This window comes from Pseudoalteromonas sp. MMG022 (assembly GCF_021654245.1).
Lineage (GTDB): Bacteria > Pseudomonadota > Gammaproteobacteria > Enterobacterales > Alteromonadaceae > Pseudoalteromonas > Pseudoalteromonas amylolytica.
Genome location: NZ_JAKFZQ010000001.1, coordinates 312,931 through 331,148, shown reverse-complemented (window position 1 = coordinate 331,148; position 18,218 = coordinate 312,931). Strand labels below are relative to the sequence as shown.

At 42.1% G+C, this 18,218-nt stretch carries 16 protein-coding genes; 12 read left to right on the top strand and 4 right to left on the bottom strand.

Translation table 11 applies throughout. The features are described 5' to 3' along the window. The first annotated feature begins 86 nt into the window (after positions 1-86). The 5 genes from L1070_RS01270 to L1070_RS01250 are packed head-to-tail and all read left to right on the top strand — an operon-like array spanning position 87 to position 6,680. Complete coding sequence (locus L1070_RS01270; protein WP_237124245.1) at positions 87-617, top strand: cell division protein ZapC domain-containing protein; 531 nt, start codon at positions 87-89, stop codon at positions 615-617. Positions 618-676: 59 nt separating this feature from the next. After that, entirely contained in the window at positions 677-2,788 is a 2,112-nt protein-coding gene (gene rlmKL, locus L1070_RS01265) for a bifunctional 23S rRNA (guanine(2069)-N(7))-methyltransferase RlmK/23S rRNA (guanine(2445)-N(2))-methyltransferase RlmL (protein ID WP_070985274.1), read from the top strand. Further along, positions 2,781-3,011, top strand: coding sequence for a glutaredoxin family protein (locus L1070_RS01260; protein ID WP_070985276.1), 231 nt, complete (start codon positions 2,781-2,783; stop codon positions 3,009-3,011). The genes rlmKL and L1070_RS01260 overlap by 8 nt, the downstream gene beginning before the upstream one ends. A gap of 1 nt (position 3,012) precedes the next feature. Further along, positions 3,013-4,923, top strand: a complete 1,911-nt coding sequence (locus tag L1070_RS01255) for an ABC transporter ATP-binding protein (protein WP_237124170.1) — start codon at positions 3,013-3,015, stop codon at positions 4,921-4,923. Positions 4,924-4,934: 11 nt separating this feature from the next. Beyond that, positions 4,935-6,680 (top strand): DUF3466 family protein, encoded by a 1,746-nt coding sequence (locus L1070_RS01250; protein ID WP_237124169.1) that lies wholly within the window; start codon positions 4,935-4,937, stop codon positions 6,678-6,680. A 51-nt stretch (positions 6,681-6,731) separates the two neighbouring features. Here the strand turns inward: L1070_RS01250 and L1070_RS01245 are convergent, their stop codons facing one another. Then, entirely contained in the window at positions 6,732-7,238 is a 507-nt protein-coding gene (locus L1070_RS01245) for a DUF2062 domain-containing protein (RefSeq protein WP_070985280.1), read from the bottom strand. Between L1070_RS01245 and L1070_RS01240 the strand changes: the two genes are divergently transcribed. The 7 genes from L1070_RS01240 (at position 7,218) to L1070_RS01210 (ending at position 14,922) form a co-directional block, all read left to right on the top strand. Continuing rightward, positions 7,218-9,485 carry a DNA internalization-related competence protein ComEC/Rec2 gene (locus tag L1070_RS01240; protein WP_343221721.1) on the top strand — a complete coding sequence of 756 codons (2,268 nt, stop codon included), beginning with the start codon at positions 7,218-7,220 and terminating at the stop codon, positions 9,483-9,485. The genes L1070_RS01245 and L1070_RS01240 overlap by 21 nt on opposite strands. Positions 9,486-9,630: 145 nt before the next feature. After that, on the top strand, positions 9,631-11,367 hold the full coding sequence (gene msbA / locus L1070_RS01235; protein ID WP_237124167.1) for a lipid A export permease/ATP-binding protein MsbA: 1,737 nt from the start codon (positions 9,631-9,633) through the stop codon (positions 11,365-11,367). 2 nt (positions 11,368-11,369) lie between these two features. Then, a complete protein-coding gene (gene lpxK, locus L1070_RS01230; RefSeq protein WP_237124166.1) occupies positions 11,370-12,350 on the top strand; it encodes a tetraacyldisaccharide 4'-kinase in 981 nt (326 codons plus the stop codon). After that, entirely contained in the window at positions 12,340-12,537 is a 198-nt protein-coding gene (locus tag L1070_RS01225; protein ID WP_070985289.1) for a Trm112 family protein, read from the top strand. Before lpxK ends, L1070_RS01225 begins: the two co-directional genes overlap by 11 nt. 45 nt (positions 12,538-12,582) lie before the next feature. Next, on the top strand, positions 12,583-13,248 hold the full coding sequence (locus L1070_RS01220) for a TIGR01621 family pseudouridine synthase (RefSeq protein ID WP_237124244.1): 666 nt from the start codon (positions 12,583-12,585) through the stop codon (positions 13,246-13,248). Position 13,249: 1 nt separating this feature from the next. Continuing rightward, positions 13,250-14,050 (top strand): tRNA cyclic N6-threonylcarbamoyladenosine(37) synthase TcdA, encoded by an 801-nt coding sequence (gene tcdA / locus L1070_RS01215; protein WP_070985293.1) that lies wholly within the window; start codon positions 13,250-13,252, stop codon positions 14,048-14,050. Between the two features lie 131 nt (positions 14,051-14,181). Beyond that, the gene (locus tag L1070_RS01210) at positions 14,182-14,922 is read left to right on the top strand and encodes a transporter substrate-binding domain-containing protein (RefSeq protein WP_237124165.1); all 741 of its coding nucleotides are present in this window, start codon (positions 14,182-14,184) and stop codon (positions 14,920-14,922) included. A gap of 35 nt (positions 14,923-14,957) precedes the next feature. On the opposite strand, the gene L1070_RS01205 is transcribed toward L1070_RS01210, so the two are convergent. From L1070_RS01205 to L1070_RS01195, 3 genes are all read right to left on the bottom strand, one after another. After that, positions 14,958-15,365 (bottom strand): SufE family protein, encoded by a 408-nt coding sequence (locus L1070_RS01205; RefSeq protein WP_267894528.1) that lies wholly within the window; start codon positions 15,363-15,365, stop codon positions 14,958-14,960. 5 nt (positions 15,366-15,370) lie between these two features. Then, positions 15,371-16,588, bottom strand: coding sequence for a cysteine desulfurase (locus L1070_RS01200; protein WP_237124164.1), 1,218 nt, complete (start codon positions 16,586-16,588; stop codon positions 15,371-15,373). Positions 16,589-16,690: 102 nt separating this feature from the next. After that, on the bottom strand, positions 16,691-17,977 hold the full coding sequence (locus L1070_RS01195; RefSeq protein WP_070985300.1) for a citrate synthase: 1,287 nt from the start codon (positions 17,975-17,977) through the stop codon (positions 16,691-16,693). Positions 17,978-18,218: the final 241 nt, after the last annotated feature.

Below are 18,218 nucleotides of genomic sequence, written 5' to 3'. Positions count from 1 at the left end.
GTTCTTATAAATATTTTTACAGTTTGAAATTTTTCGTTATACTCCTGCGTACTATTCAAGAAAAGAAAATAGTAGGCAGGAGGTCAATTTTGCAAGCATCTAAAGAGTGGCAATGGGTTAGTTGTCGCCAGAGAAATCGTTTGCTTGTAGATTTAGGTGAAGAGTTAATTCTCTGCACCCCTTTTCGCTTGCGTCAGTTAACTCAAGACGCCTATTCAGACCCACATCTAAGTATCAACGAAGCTGCATATTACCAAAACGTTTTTACTTACTTACGTGGCTTTAATATTTGGTCCGAACCGCAATGCTGCCAAATTGCATTAAACGCCACAGCTGCCAAATTTTATTTATTGCCAGTACAGGCAAAGAGTTGGTTTTTTGAGTCATATACAGGTGATCAGCCTTGTACCGAAGCCATTGTGCGTTTACGCTCACCTCAACAAGAAGGTGACTTTTTCATTGTTGAACAAGTAGACGGGGCCTGTTTGTGCATCAGCTTGAGTCCACAGTTTGCTTTAGATGAAAACCTAGAGCTTGAACAATTCCAAGCTATTAAAGTTCTAAATAATCGCATCCACCCATTGATAAGTTGCAATAAAATTTCCCAAATGGCGTGATCAAGCTATCTCTAACCTATGTTATACTCGCGGGTAATTGAATATAAAGGGTTAGTACATTGCAATTTATCGCGCTCACATCTATTGGTATCGAACATCTCTTAGCAGAAGAAATTCAACAAGCAGGCCTTGAATTGGGTAAGCAAAGTGTTGGTTCAGTTCGATTCAATGCTGATAATCTAGCAGCTCAAAAGTTTTGTTTAACAACGCGTTTTGCCACACGCGTGATGTTATTGATCGACGAAAGTGAAGATATCAAAGACAAAGCAGCGTTGTATAAGTTTGCACGATTTCAAGCTTGGCAAGATTGGTTTGGTCCCACTCAGACTTTTGCTATCGAATTTAATGGCACCAATAACGAACTTAAAAACACGCAGTTTTCGGGTCTTGTGATTAAAGATGGTATCGTAGACTATTTTAATGACTTATATGAACAGCGTCCAAATGTCGACAAAACAGAGCCTAACATTCGTGTTATTGCCAAACTCAACAGGCAAAGTTGTTCACTGTATATAGATTATTCAGGTCCGCGCTTATCAGATAGAGGTTATCGTACTCGCCAAGGTAAAGCGCCGATTAGAGAACATTTAGCCGCTGCGCTGGTAAAACGAAGCGGTTGGTTAGACGACGCGTCTCGGCCATTATTTGATCCATGCTGTGGCTCAGGTACATTGCTAATTGAAGCGGCTTGTATGGCGAATAATATCTATCCTAACATCAATAGAGAGTTTGCTTTTAAGCGCTTACCAAGCTTTAGAAAAGCTAAGTTCGATGAGATTAAGGCGCAGGTAAAAGCTTCTGAAGTAGACAACACGCTTTGGATCATCGGATCGGATCTAGATGATAAAGTCATCAATATTGCACAGCAAAATGCGCAACGCGCCGGTGTTGGTGAGTATATTAAATTTTCTGTAAAGGATGCCAATGCCTTAAATAAGGTTGCAAAGCGTCCGGGTGTGATATTGAGCAACTTGCCATACGGGGAACGTTTAGGTTCGATGGCGGAACTGGTTAATTTATACCGAAATATGGGAATTGCTTTTAAGAAGCACTTCCAAGATTGGCGCTTGGCTTTACTCGGTACTGACGACAGTCTATTCAAACTACTTAAACTGTCACGAGATAAGCGCTACAAGTTCAAAAATGGTCCGATCGATGTAGAGTTAAATTTATACGAATTGAACGAACGCCAAGTCTCGCAAAATGAACAAAAAACAGGGCTCAACTTCGAAGGTTCTCAAGCCTTTGCTAACCGTTTAAAGAAGAACAGACAAGCACTGAAGAGCTGGCTTAAAAAAGAGCAGATCAATGCGTATCGCGTTTATGATGCAGACATTCCTGAATACAATGTCGCTGTAGATGTATACAATAATTCTGCGGTGATCTTCGAATATGCTGCACCTAAAGAAATAGACGATGCGGTTGCACAAAAGCGCCTACAAGACGTGATTACCCTAACGGCAGAGCAACTGAGTATTGCACCAGAAGATATAGCGGTAAAGGTACGTAAAAAGCAAAAAGGTGAGTCTCAATATACAGCGATGGATAAGCAACATCGCTATGACACGGTTGAAGAGTTTGGAGCCAAATTTAAGATTAACTTGTTTGACTATCTAGATACTGGATTGTTTTTGGATCATCGCCTCGCGCGTCGCTATATTCAGCAACATGCCAAAGACAAGCGCTTCTTAAACTTGTTTTCTTATACAGGCTCTGCATCAGTACACGCTGCTTTAGGTGGTGCAAAATCAGTTACGACTGTAGATATGTCGAAAACGTATTTAAAGTGGGCTGAAGAAAACTTTGCCTTGAATAATTTAAAAAATCCGCGTTACCGTTTTGAACAGGCCGATTGTTTAAAATGGTTAGAGCACGCTCAGGGCCAGTACGATCTAATATTTTTAGATCCTCCTACCTTTTCAAACTCTAAGAGAATGAAAGAAGTATTTGATGTGCAAAGAGATCACATTCAGCTATTAACTTGGGTTAAAAAGATCTTAAGTCCAAAAGGCACCCTTATTTTTTCCAATAATAAACGTGGTTTTAAAATGGATGAAGTTGGCTTGATGGGGTTGGGCTTAAAGGCGGAGAATATTTCACAGCAGACGCTATCACCTGATTTTAAGAGAAATAAGCAAATACACAACAGTTGGTTGATAACTCATGGCTAAATATATTCTGTATTTTACGCAAGGCTGCCATTTATGTGAACAAGCCCATGAGTTAGCAATACAAATTTTAAACGAAAGTGATATTGAGCACGTTGATATCGTTGATGACACTGTGCTAATGGAAGCTTATCAAACTTCAATCCCAGTAATAAAAAGAACACGTGACGGTCAGACTCTTTATTGGCCGTTCGAACTTGAACAAATTCAACAACTCGCAGAATAATATGGATTTAATCAGAATATCAAAAGCGCAATTAGCGTTTGGCACACACCCATTGCTAGATGATGCAGATGCCGTCATCGAAGCCGGGGAAAGGGTGTGTATTGTTGGCCGTAATGGTGCGGGCAAATCAACTTTACTCAAGGTACTAGACGGCGCAGTGCTGTTAGATGATGGTGAAATTAACCGCGTCGGTGAGTTGAAGGTGTCGCGCTTAGAGCAAGACCCACCAAAAGGGGCTGAAGGCTCCGTGTTTGATTATGTGGCGAATGGACTACCAGATATTGCTGAGCTTCTTATCGAGTTTAACCACGTAAGTGACGCACTACAAACGGATCAATCTCCATCGCTTTTGAATAAGTTAGAGAGGCTATCTAACAAGATTGAAGCGGCCGATGCGTGGCGTTTTGAAAGCCGTATTAAATTAGTTTTGAGTCAATTGGAATTGATACCAAACATGCGTCTTGAAAAGTTATCTGGTGGGTGGTTACGAAAAGTCGCTCTGGCCAAAGCGTTAGTCAGTGAGCCGGATTTACTGCTACTTGATGAGCCTACTAACCACTTAGACATGAACAGTGTTATCTGGCTTGAACAGTTTTTAAAAGAGTTCAAAGGCGGGATTGTATTTATATCGCATGATAGGGCATTTATACGCGCTGTGGCCACACGCATTCTAGATCTAGATCGTGGCAAGTTAGTTTCCTACCCAGGAAATTATGCAAAGTACTTAGAGCAAAAGGCACACGATTTAAAAGTCGAAGAAACACAAAATGCCTTATTTGATAAAAAGCTCGCCGAAGAAGAAGCTTGGATCAGACAAGGAATCAAAGCTCGCAGAACCCGTAATGAAGGGCGTGTTAGAGCCCTTAAAGCATTACGAAACGAGCGCAAGCAACGCGTTGAACAAGTTGGTAAAACTGACTTTAACATCGAAACTGCAGAACGCTCAGGCAAACTGGTATTTGAAGCACAGCATGTTCACCATGCCTTTAAAGACAAAGTTATTGCAAAGGACTTTTCTACGTTGGTGATGCGCGGTGACAGGGTTGGTTTGGTCGGCCCTAACGGTGTTGGTAAAACCACTTTGCTTAAGTTACTGTTTGGTCAGTTAGCTGCAGACCAAGGAAAAATTAAGCAGGGCGTTAATCTTGAAGTGGCATACTTTGATCAATACCGCGAAAAACTTGATGAAGAAGCGACCGTACAAGATAACGTTGCAGAGGGTAAGCAAGAGGTCATGATGGGTGGCCGCAGTCGTCACGTATTAGGCTATTTACAGGACTTTTTATTCCCGCCAGCCAGAGCTAGAACACCAGTAAAGGCGCTATCAGGGGGCGAGAAGAACCGTTTATTGTTAGCTAAGTTATTTTTAAAGCCATCAAATGTGTTGGTTTTAGATGAGCCAACAAATGATTTAGATATCGAAACATTGGAGCTGCTGGAAGATATTATCAATCAGTATCAAGGCACAATATTAATTGTCAGCCATGATAGGGAATTTATTGATAACACCTGTAACTCAGTGTGGGCCTTTGAAGGCAGCGGACAAATTACTGATATTGTGGGCGGCTATACGGATTACGAGCAGTATCTTGAGCACCGTCAGGCGCAAGCCAAAGAGCTTGAAAAGCAGCATAAGCAAGAAGCTGAAAAACAAGTCAAGCAGACAAAAGCCAGTAACAAAACAACTAAGTTGAGTTACAAATTAAAACTTGAATTGGAACAGTTGCCAAGTAAAGTAGAAGAACTCGAACAAGCATTGGAAAAACAGCAAGAAGTTGTCAATGCGCCGGACTTTTTTAAACAAGACTCACAAACTACACAAGGTGCGTTGAACGAATTGGCGGAGCTTGAGTCGAAGCTTGAGGCCGCGTTTGAGCGTTGGGAAGAATTAGAAGCATTACAGAATCAGTAGTAAGGATAAAAATGAAGCACACAGTTTTAGCTGCAAGCATTTTAGCTGGCCTAAGTGGTCAAGCCCTTGGAGCAACATATACATTATCTGAGCTTCCTCGCTATGAGGGAGCGAAGTACACATTTATTTCAGATGTGAACAATAAAGGTGAAATCATCGGTGCGGCATCGAGTAATTTTAACCTACCGATTGATATATCGTATATTGACTTTGAAGACGTTGATCTCAAAAATGCCTATGACAATACAAAAGAAAGCTTTGAAGCGATTGATGAAGAGATTTCTTTTACACTAGACGATATTAAAAATGGTGCTGCGGCAACAAATGCAGATGCAAACGCTTTCATGTTGAACTTCTTAAGCGCTCGTACCAACAATGCAAAATATCAGAAAATTCAGGACCGTGTAGCGTTACATATCGATGCTGTGTCTGCACAAGAACAAGTTTTGTTTGATGTGGAAACTCAAGCGACCAACGGTTTAACTCGCTCAGTATCAAACTACCTAACAGCAATTAGTGAAGATGGTGTGATTGTTGGATGGGGCTCTGCACCTTTTTCTAAAGAAACATTTACGCCGGAGGGAGAGTCTGACGCTGAGACATTCTTTGTTCGTGATTGGGCATCGAGAGGTATTGTGATCACCACACAAGGTGAAAAAATCACCTTGGCGCCAGAGTTTTCTGAGCACGGTGGTTTCAGCATGGCGACCGATATTAAAAAATTAGATGACGGTGGTTATTTAGTTGTGGGTCAAAGTAGCATTGGCATTCCTAAGAACCGTCAAACTAACTACGATGACAGTTGTGATGGAAAAGACGAGCCAATCGCGGTATGTGCTTGGCAGAGACAATTGTCTAGCCAATTTTATGACCTAAGAGCATTTCAGTGGAAGCTAGATGAGAACTTTGCAGTATTAAGTACCACAGACCTAGGTTTAGGCTTAACACCCAAAGATGATGAAAATGATGCTTTTGTTAGTGCTGCTTTGGCTGTTAATAAATCAGGTGTGGCAGTAGGTTACTCTCCATATCGTGAGGGCGATGATCTCTATCCGTATGGTGTAGCAGGCTACTTTGACGGTGGTGAGTTCAAACCATTTAAGACATTAGAAAATTGGTATGAATTAGGTAAAGCAACAGATATCAACAACAATAATATTGCTGTTGGTTACATGGCAGAGAATGTGCGGGGCTCTATCCTTGACCAGTATGCATTTTACTACGATTTAAATGAGAGCAAATATGTGCAGTTACCTTACTTTTTCAAAGGTTCAAAAACTGTAGCGACTGATATCAACGACGCGGGCTACATCATCGGGCAAGCGGAAATAGAGAAGAATAGTAGCAACCGCCGTAGAGAAGGCTTCATTTATAAAATAGGTGACGAAAAAGTCACCAATATAAACGACCTATTACCCTGTAAAGATAGTAATGGCGAAAACTATCCGTATACGATAGCCGAGGCGATAAAAATTACTGAATCTAACCACATCTATGCGATTGCCACTAAGACGGTAGAGCGAAGAGATAGGCTAGGTAACGTCACCAAAGACAGCAACGGTGAAATTGAGTATGAGACAGTGACGCTGCCGGTACTATTGACGCCAAATCCAGATGGGCAAGTTGAGGAGTGTGCACCTCCTGAGGCCGAAACTTATGAGCGTAAGTCTGGTAGTTGGTCGGCTTTAAGTTTGTTCGCGTTACCGCTTATATGGTTAAGGCGACGTAAGCTGACTCTGACTAGAGCTTCATCTTAATCTCACAATAAAAAAGCCCGAAAGGGCTTTTTTATTGTCTATGCTTTGTTGTTAAGAGCGCCTTGATGACCAGGCTCTGTTAACTGAGCGGCGCCACAAATAATCAATACCAAAATAGCCAATAACAGAGGCGATGCTCGCGCAAATCAAAGAGCCAACGATAAATGCAGGCCCAATGGTAGATAGGCTTTGTGATAGCCACTCCCAACTTGCTTCGAAATGGAAAGGCTGGGTTTCTTGGCCTAATGCGAGTACACCAACTAGATAAGAGCAATAGAAAATAGGTGGCATCGTTAATGGATTGGTTAGCCAAACCAAAGCCACAGAAAGCGGTAAATTTACGCGAAATGGAATCGCGAATGCAGCCGCAAGAACCATTTGAAAAGGAACAGGGATGAACGCAAAGAATAACCCCACGGAGAATGCCCCCCGAGCTGAGCGGCGATTTAAGTGCCATAAATTGGCGTCATGTAATAAACGACCAAAAATTTTCAATGACTTTTGCTGTTTGATCTTATTGTGATCAGGTAAAAAGCGTTGGATCGTTTTCTTAGCCATAGTTTGCAACCATATACTTCAGTTCTCTTGGGGTATGGGTTTACATCCGGCTGCTTGCTTACCGTATTTTTTTATGGACGGTGGCAGTTTTTTTGCAGCGTTTTGTTTCTTTTGCTCGTTGCCCGTTATTTTAAGCCGTTTTGGTTAGTTTTGTTAGGGTTTATTTTCGCTATTTTTGCAGTTCAGGTACATTACAGTTTGTTTTATAAACAGATTGATGTAAAAGCCACAGATTCTCAGTTAGTTAATGTAAGAGGTTTTGTCGAAAAACAACTCGGCCGTGATTACTTTCAAGTGCAGTTGACTCAAATTTCAAATCATCGAATCGCTAAGTTTCGTATTGTAAGAGCTAATGTTTCTATACCTTCGCCTCATCACTCTTCGCTCATTGGTACGTCTTTTTCCGCTTCCGCCAAGTTAAAGCCATATAGAAGCCGCAGCAACTTCGATAACTTTAATAATGAGTTGTATGCCTTTACTCGTCACGTTCAGTTTAAAGGGAGACTCTCGGAGGTGGTGTTAAGTGAAGCAACTTCACTCGGTTTCACTGAGGTATATCGAAGGTGGCTATGGCAAAGAATTAGCCATTTTAAACTAGGATGGCTTTATTACACCTTACTCAGTGGAGACAAATCTCATATTTCTTATGAAGATAAGCAAACTATGCAGCGCTTAGGGTTGAGCCACATGTTAGCCATATCAGGGCTACATGTGGGGATCGTATATGGTCTATTTTTCTACTCTAGCAAGTTGTTGGTTTTTTCGGTTGGCTTTTGTTTCAAAGTAAATAAACAACAATGGGATATTAATGGTATTCATGCTCTAACTGGTTTGTTTGGAGCTGGCTGCTATGTGCTGTTAAGTGGTTTTGGTGTCTCAGCATTGCGAGCTTTTACAATGTTGGCGGTGTTGGTGGCCGCTTATGTGTATGCCTGGCGTGTGGCAAATTATCGAAGTTTGCTTTTTGCGCTTTGTATTGTGCTATTTGTGGACCCTTTTTCATTATTAAATCCTGGCTTGTATTTTTCATTTATCGCAGTGTACGCGATTTTCGTAATAGCCAATTCTAGTACTGATAGCCACTTAAAGTCTCGTGGCTTTGTTTTTAAGCTACTGGTTTTGCAGTTGCTTCTTGGCGTTATTCTTGCGCCATTAAGTAGCTTTTATTTTTATGGTGTCAGTTTGGGGGCAATACTAACCAATTTAATCTTTATTCCACTACTGACTTTTCTGATGTTGCCTGCACTGTTACTTGTGCTTGTTATTCTGTGGCTTAACCTCGACATATCCTGGTATCACTTTTTTGATCTAACGGTTGACTGGCTACTGGCCCAATGCATAAATTTATTTGCCAATTCAGGTTGGTTGGAGACTGTACCTTTTACTTGGCCATTTTTAATTACCTTTTATCTGTCTATGTTATTGGGCGTACACTTTGTGTTGTGGCGCTGGCTTGGGGCTATCCCAGTGCTTGTAGGAGCCCTAAGCTGTGCCCTGAAACCTGATATTGTTTGGCAAATAGATGTTTTTGACGTGGGGCACGGAACCTCAGTCTTGGTGTCACACCACGGTCAGGGAGTGTTATATGATTTAGGTGCAAAATATTTTAATAGCTTCTCCTTGTTTGAACGTGTTGTAAAACCTTATTTGCAAAAACACCAGCTACGGCTTTCTCATGTAATTTTGAGTCATTCGGATCAAGACCATATTGGTGGTCTTAAGGAGCTTATTGACTACAGTGGCTACGCGCCTTTGGAAGCATTTCATAATTTAGACCCTCATTCGCACTGCAATATTAAGTCAATCACGTTCAATAAGCTGACGATAGAATCTTTGTGGCCCGTGCAAACAATGAATAGTGATAACAACAACTCGTGTGTGCTAAGGATTACAGATGGACGATTTTCTGTGTTGTTACCCGGTGATATTGAACACGCAGCTGAGCGCGCTCTAGTAGAGCACTATGGAGAAAAATTACGTAGTGACATTTTATTGGTGCCGCATCACGGTAGTAAAACATCTTCAAGTTGGGCCTTAATTCAGGCTGTTTCGCCCAATATCGCGATTTTATCTAGAAGTTTTTATTCCATGTGGCCCCTCCCACATGCTTCCGTCGTTGAGCGATATAACAAGCAGAAGATTAAACTGATAGACACTGCAACAGAGGGACATATTCGAGTACAAATTAGTCACTCCAACCTGTACTTAGAGTCGGCGAGAACATTACACCCTCATTGGTTTCTCTAACACACGGTAAATCGGATGAATGTTGACCAAAACAGCGACAAGGCTATGCTTTTGAAGTCAAACAATTGATTTTAGCCACATACCATTTTGTTTTTGTACAGTGCGCAAGTACAATGGGCGGGTTTTTTTATATCAGAGAGTTCATATGCAGCAAAGTGCCAAGCAGATCTACAAACGGCTACTTAAGTATACCTTCGATTATAAAGCGGTCGCTATACTTTCCATCGTAGGGATGTTGGGCTACGCCGCCATGGATGCTCTGTTTATCAAATTGATGCAGCCTTTTATTGATGACGGACTGACGCAGCGCAATACTGAAGTACTCACATGGGCACCGCTGGTGGTAATCGCTTTGGTGCTTGGGCGGGGTATCTTCAACTATATGGCGTCATACTGTTTGAGTTATGTCGGTTCTCAAGTTGTGAGAAAACTTAGGCAGCAATTGTTTGAACATCTGTTGTTTTTGCCTGTGTCATTTCATGACCAACACTCCAATGGTGACATGATCTCAAAAATCACTTTTGATACCGAGCAGGTTCAACAAGCAATAACTCGTGCGTTACAAGTGATGATAAGAGAAGGGGCGTTTGTCGTCTTTTTACTCGTAGTTATGTTTGATGCTAGCTGGCAGTTATCTTCTATTTTCTTAATTATTATTCCGATTGTTGCACTTATCGTGAATGTTGTTTCAAAGCGTTTTCGTAAGATATCCAAGAACATTCAAGATGCAATGGGAGAAGTAACTCGGGGCTCGGAGCAAATGCTTGCAGGGCATAAAGTTATCCACGGTTTTGAGGGGCACAATAAAGAGATAGAGCGTTTTGCTCAGGTTAATAATCACAATCGCCAGCAACGCGTTAAGATGGATGCAACCAGAGCACTTAGTGTCTCTGTCATTCAAATACTCGCCGCCAGTGCAATGGCATTGATCCTTGCAATTATAGCGATGCCATCGATGATAGATACAATCACATCGGGTACGTTTGTGGCGTTGCTTTCTTCTATGATGATGATGCTAAGACCCTTGAAGCAGTTGGCAAATGTGAACGGTGAATTACAACGTGGTATCGCGGCCGCGCAAAGTATATTTGAAATCTTAGATACACAGCTTGAGAAAGATACTGGCACGCTAGAATTGCCCTCGTGCACAGGCGAAATTGTGGTTGAGGGTGTAACTTTTTGCTATCCAACAAAAAAAGAGCCAGTTATCAGAGGTTTATCTTTGCATATCAAGCCTGGTGAGCGAGTAGCTTTAGTTGGGCGCTCAGGCTCTGGTAAATCAACATTGTCTAACTTATTGCCAAGATTTTACGACATAGAAATGGGCAGTATTTTACTCGATGGGCACCCGATTCAGGACTATACACTCAAAGCGTTACGCCGTCAGTTCTCTTTGGTATCTCAACAGGTTGTTTTGTTTAACGATACTATCGCCAATAACATCACATATGGTTTAGATACGCCACTATCAGAGCCGCAGTTAATCGAAGTAGCCAAGCAGGCTCATGTTTGGGAGTTTGTGGAGTCTTTGCCAGAGGGACTTAATACGCTAGTGGGTGAAAATGGCGTTATGCTTTCAGGCGGGCAGCGCCAGCGAATTGCTATTGCCCGCGCGATTGTGAAAAATGCACCTATTCTTATCTTAGATGAAGCCACTTCTGCATTGGATACAGAGTCTGAACGTCTTATTCAAGACGCATTGGACTCGTTGATGGTGGGAAAAACTTCAATTGTGATTGCACATCGTCTATCTACCATTGAGAAATCAGATCGCATCTATGTGCTTGAACAGGGCCAGATAGTTGAACAAGGTACGCATCAGCAATTGCTAGCGTCTGAAGGTATTTATGCAGCACTTTGCAAAATGCAACACGGGGCTTAAATGTGAACGTTATTGAACGTAGTTGGTACAAACCCAAAAGCCTGCTTACCTATCTTTTATTGCCTTTGAGCGCATTGTTTTGGCTGATTAGCTCATATCGTCGTTGGCGCTTCAAGTCTGGGCGTAGTCAGGTATTTAAGGCTCATGTTCCCGTCATTATTGTTGGTAATATAGGTATTGGTGGCAATGGCAAAACACCATTTGTGTTATGGTTGGTACCTTACCTACAAGAACTGGGCTTAAAAGTCGCGGTGATCAGCCGAGGGTATGGTTCTTGTGCACCCGAGTACCCGTATTTGGTTAGTCATGCAAGCACGGTGAAAGAGGCCGGTGATGAACCGTTTTTGCTCGCATCTCGCTTGCATTGTCCAGTTGTAATTGGCGCAAATAGACAAGCCAGTTGTGACTATATTAAACAAAACTGTGATGTAGATGTCATAGTTTCGGACGATGGTTTACAGCACTATAGCATGCACCGAGACTTAGAGCTGTGTATTGTTGATTCGCAGCGTCGTTTCGGAAATGGTTGCTTGTTACCAGCGGGGCCGCTCAGAGAATTACCGAGCCGTTTATCTGAGGTAGATCTTGTGATAGAAAATGGCGGACAGACTAAGCTTAGTTATCAGTTACACAATTCAGGTATCTACAGCGTAAAAAATAAGCAATCGTGTGATGACTATCAAAATAGCGGGGTTGCTGTGAGTGCAATTGGTAACCCTCAACGTTTTGAATCGAGTTTGCAGGCATACGGCATTGAGCTAAATGACTGCGTACATTTTAGGGACCACCATGCGTACAGTTTTGAAGATTTTAGCAAATATGCTGACAGCACCATTTTTATGACCGAGAAAGATGCCGTGAAATGTCAGGCTTTTTGCAAAGACAATTGGTACTATTTACGGGTAGATGCTAAGCCAAGCGAAGCATTGAAATCAAGATTAAAACAACTGCTAATACAAAAAGAGATTTATCATGGCGTTTGACAGAAAACTTTTAGAGATCCTTGCCTGCCCAGTTTGCAAAGGAAAGCTACAGTACGATAAAGAAAATAACGAGCTGATCAGCACCGCTGCTAAACTTGCGTATCCAATTCGAGAGGACATCCCAGTATTGCTTGAAAACGAAGCACGAGAATTGAGTTCAGATGAAGTTGAAAAGTGGCACTCATAATTACTTTCTATTTAAAACTTAACTTTGTCTTTCGTTAACATGGCTATGTGTGACATTCAGTTATTGGCTGATGAGCCTGAGTACGTTGTTGCAATTAAGGCAGCAGGTGTTAGTTTTCACAGTGAGAGTGGAATTGGCTTTGTTGCTCAGCTTGAGCAACAGCTTGATATTAAGCTCTATGCAGTGCATCGTTTGGATAAAGTAACATCTGGCTTACTGATCTTAGCGAAATCAAGTGCTGCAGCGAATAAACTGAGTGAGCTGTTTGCAACTAGGGCGGTTGATAAGGCTTATCTGGCGTTAATAACTGATAAACCAAAGAAAAAGCAAGGCTGGATCAAAGGTGATATGAGCAAATCCAGACGCGGTGCTTATAAGTTGTTAAAATCTACAGATAACCCAGCTGTGACACGTTTTTATAGCATGAGCTTAGAAAGTGGCTTAAGGGCTTGTGTTTTGAAGCCATTTACAGGTAAAACACATCAGCTCAGAGTCGCCCTAAAAAGCTTGTCAGCCCCCATCTTGGGTGATGAGCTTTATGGTGCAATGCCGAGCGATAGGGTGTACCTTCATGCTTATGCCTTACGTTTTATGTGGCAAGGTGACAGTAAAACTTATTATGCATTGCCTCAACCTATGGGGCAGTTTTCAAAATTAATTAATCATGTGGATTTTGCTAAATGGCAAAATCCTTGGCAGTTAGAGTGGTAATATGACTGATCAACAGACCCAGTTGCGTTTTGGCGGTATCCAACGTTTATATGGAGAGCAACAATGTGAGTGGCTGGCGCAGGCAAACTTTTGTGTTGTCGGCATAGGAGGTGTAGGTAGTTGGGTCGCTGAAGCGCTGGCACGAACGGGAGTTGGTAAAATTTGCTTAGTTGATCTCGACGATATCTGCGTGACCAATGTTAATCGTCAAATTCATGCATTATCGTCAACGATAGGTGAGCAAAAGATAGAGGCGATGGCCGAGCGGCTCAAGCAAATCAATCCCGCATGTGAAGTCTCATTGATTGATGACTTTATCACCCTAGATAACATCTTTGAGCATATTGTAGGTTTTGATTATGTTATTGACTGTATTGATGCGGTAAAGGAAAAGGCCGCACTCATCGCCCACTGTAAACGCCGCAAGCTCCCTATAATCACAACGGGTGGAGCAGGGGGCCAAACTGACCCAAGTCAGATCCAGTTTGGCGATGTGGCTAAGACGACTCAAGATCCCTTGTTGGCTAAAGTCAGATATCTACTTAGAAAAAACTACAATTATTCTACTAATCCAAAACGTAAGTTTGGTGTTGATTGTGTGTACTCGACAGAGCAACTAGTTTACCCAACTGAAAGCGGTGAAGTTTGTATGGCTAAACAGCAGGCCGATGGAAGCAAGAATATGGACTGTGCCACCGGATTTGGCTCTGCGACTATGGTTACAGGCACATTTGGTTTTTTCGCTGCATCAAGGGCTATCCGTAAGTATTTGGACAAAAAAGTGAAGCAAACCTGTGAGTGATTAAGTTGGAATCACTAGGTCGATTTTAATTTTTTGGTGGGGTAATTACACAAATAAAAACAACAATGAGCGGTGTGCTATGATCTTATTTTCTTCAATGTTGCACCGCTAAGCAAATGCCATATTTCTTCATGTTGTTCATTGTATATTCTATGCTGGTTGTGTCGATGGCAAGAGCCGAGCACATCAGAGTAGTGACAGAACATTTGGAACCCTATCAGGCGCAGAAAAAGAACGGCGAATTAGGCGGTTTCATGACTGAGATCGTCAAGGCGATGTTTTCCTTGACTGGTGATAGTTACAACATCGAAGTTATGCCTTGGGCGAGGGCCTATGAAACGGCTTTACATGAGTCAAACGTTTTAATTTATTCAATTGTGCATACTAGGGCGCGTGATCAGCATTTTGAATGGGTTGGTGAAGTGCCTAGAGATACTATTTTTCTATGGGGGCTTAAAAGTCACTTTCCCGAAGAACGTAATTCACTCAGTTCACTTCATTCATTTAAGTACTTTGAAACTGCGGTGATCAGAGGCTCGAATACTGCGCAATATCTACAGTCACATTACTTTAAACATCTTGTCCCTGTCAGTTATGAAGAACAACTCTTAAAGTTGTTAGTACGAGAACGGGTAGCGCTTATCATGGGCACAGAACACTCGATACGAAATCATGCACAAAACGAAAGCGTAGATCCTGCTTCGTTAGTTAAAGTCGTAGAGTTGACAGAATTGAATGTGAGTATAGGCATTGCCTTTAATAAAAAATCCAATCCTTTGCTCATCCAGCGATACAAAGAGGCATTTCAACAACTGGATAGCACAGGAGCACTGCGTCGTATAAAAAGAGACTGGTATGCAAGGTCACCTTAAATTTAAAAATAAACGCGCGTTTGACACGCGCCGCTTCAGGTCAATTGCGCAATTTGCTTCTGAATTTTGTCTACAATTGCTTTAATACCATTGCCTCTGGATGGACTGAGGTGTTTAATTAATCCCAGAGACTCAAACTCTTGATAAGCGTCAATCTGTTTCGCTTCTGTAGGCGTTTTTCCATTGTACATAGCCAGTACAATAGCAAGCAGTCCCTTAACAATACGCGTGTCGGAATCGCCAACTAACAATAGGTTTTGCTGCTGCTCGTCCAATTCAATGTGTAACCACACGTTACTTTCACAGCCAGTGACTTTGGCTTGCTCTGTTTTTAAAACTTCAGGCAAAGCAGGAAGCTGTTTACCAAGCAACATGATTTCACGATAGCTTTGTTGCCAGCCTGATGTGTTAGAGAGTGTGTTATATATTTCTTGATAAGTCACAAATTTTATCCTTCGATCAGTTCAATACTATTTTGTAATGCACTGATAAAACAATCAATATCGTCTTTGTTATTGTAAAAAGCTAAACTAACCCGTATGGTGCCATTTAAATTGAGTGCTTGCATAAGTGGTTGCGTGCAATGATGGCCACTTCTCACGGCAACGCCATAACTGTTAAGCAACATCGCCAGATCATAGTGATGCTCTGACTTGTATGAAAAACTCACCGTACCAATGTTATTAACCAAGTCGCCATATAGCCTAACACCTTCAATCACGGATAATTGTTCGACTAAATATACGAATAATGCTTGTTCATATTGATGCATCTGTTGAAAATCGATGGCATTCAAATACTCTAATGCTGCACCAAACCCTAAAACAGCAGAAATGTTCGGCGTACCAGGCTCAAATTTAGCTGGCGCGTCTCGAAATGTGGTTTTTTCAAAACTGACATATTGGATCATTTCTCCACCCGTTTGGTAAACGGGTAGCGCATTGAGCAACGCGTATTTACCATACAATACGCCCAGCCCAGTAGGGCCAAGTGCCTTGTGTGCAGACAGCACATAAAAATCACAATCCAGCTGACGTAAGTCAGGACGCAAATGCAAAAATGCTTGTGCGCCATCTACCAAGGTAATTGCTCCAAACCTTTTTGCTTGGGCAACAAAAGTTTGTACATCTTGGATATTACCAAGTGTATTGGATGCGTGTGAGCAAGCAAATACCTTTGGCTGCCACTTTTTTATCGTCGCCAATGCTACATCTGGCTCGATAACACCGAGCTCATTAACCGGGATGACTTCTAATTTGGCACCAGTGCGTGCAGCTAACTGCTGCCAAGGAACAATGTTTGCGTGATGTTCAAGCGCGCTGATCAAAATGACATCGCCTGCATTCAGTTGTGAGGTCAAACCCGCAGCAACTAGATTTATACTCTGTGTTGCACCACTGGTCCAAACACATTCAGTTGCATTTACATTAAGAAAATGGGCCAATTTTTCACGCACGTTTTCGTATTCGGTTGTGGCGATTTCACTTAAAGTGTGTAAACCTCTGTGTACGTTCGCGTTATTTTTAGTATAAAACAGGTTAATCGCGTCGATCACCGCCTGAGGCTTTTGGCTGGTGGCTCCCGAATCCAAATAGACTAAAGGATGACCTTCGATGGCCTGCTTTAGAGTTGGGAAGTTTTTTCTCAGCTGTGCGATATCACTCATGCAAAGGTCCTTAGCTAAATCGAGCGGCGATTTTAATTAGATTTTACATTAATGCCAATAAAAAAGGCCGCACATGGCGGCCTTAATCCGATAATTACAGAATTATCTTTTTGATGTAGGCGTGTAATCACGCTTCGTGTAGCCAGTGTATAGCTGACGAGGACGACCAATTTTGTGCCCTGGCTGAGATAGCATTTCATCCCAGTGAGAGATCCAACCTACAGTGCGCGACATCGCGAAAATAACCGTGAACATGCTGGTAGGAATACCAATCGCTTTCAAGATGATGCCTGAATAGAAGTCTACGTTAGGGTAAAGCTTCTTCTCGATGAAGTATGGGTCTTCTAGAGCGATTTGCTCAAGCTTCATTGCAACATCTAGTAGTGGGTCTTGAATGTTTAATTCTTTAAGTACTTCGTGACAAGTTTCACGCATTACCGTTGCACGAGGGTCAAAGTTCTTATAAACACGGTGACCAAAACCCATTAGACGGAATGGATCGTTTTTGTCTTTTGCCTTGGCAACGTACTCGTCGATGCGATCTACCGAACCAATTTCTTCTAGCATGTTCAAGCAAGCTTCGTTTGCACCACCGTGAGCAGGGCCCCAAAGTGAAGCGATACCCGCAGCGATACAAGCGTATGGGTTTGCGCCAGAAGAACCCGCTAAACGTACCGTTGATGTTGATGCGTTTTGCTCGTGGTCAGCATGAAGCATGAAGATTTTGTCCATCGCTTTAGCAAGGATTGGGTTTACTTCGTACTTTTCAGCAGGCACAGAGAACATCATGTGTAGGAAGTTTTCTGCGTAGCTAAGGTCGTTGCGAGGGTAAACGAACGGCTGACCTACATTGTATTTGTACGCCATAGCTGCAATTGTCGGAAGCTTAGCAATTAAACGAACCGCGCTGCGATGACGTTGATCTGCATCTGAAATATCTAAATCATCGTGATAGAACGACGACAAGGCACCAACTACACCACAAAGCATGGCCATTGGGTGCGAGTCAACGCGGAAGCCTTGGAAAAATACTGCGATTTTCTCATGCAACATGGTGTTGCGTGTGATCTCATCTGCAAATTCAGCGTGTTGTTCAGCTGTCGGTAACTCACCTTTTAGTAAAAGATAACAAAGTTCGATGTAGTTAGAGTTGTCAGCAAGCTGTTCAATGGGGTAGCCGCGGTGTAACAATACGCCTTTCCCGCCGTCAATGTAGGTGATAGATGACTCGCACGAACCGGTAGACATAAAACCTGGATCATATGTGAAATGGCCGTGAGCACCTAGGGTACGAACATCAATTACATCTTGGCCCGCTGTGCCTGAGTATATCGGTAGCTCGATCGGATCGTGACCTTCAATATGTACTGTGGCTTTCTTATCTGCCATCTATTTATCTCCTATGAAATAACAATTCTGATTGTTATGTTGTGATTCTAATGTTAAGCAAATTCTGATCATTTTAACGTAAAACTGGGGTGGAAAGTCAATTTTTCTGAGAATTATGCAAATATGTATAATAAATATTCTGGCCAGTTTAAATATTATACCATTGGCTAATTCGCAAGCGTCTCAATCTAAACAAGAATTGTAAAAGCACTCACGGCCTTATATACTGTCAAAGGTTTTA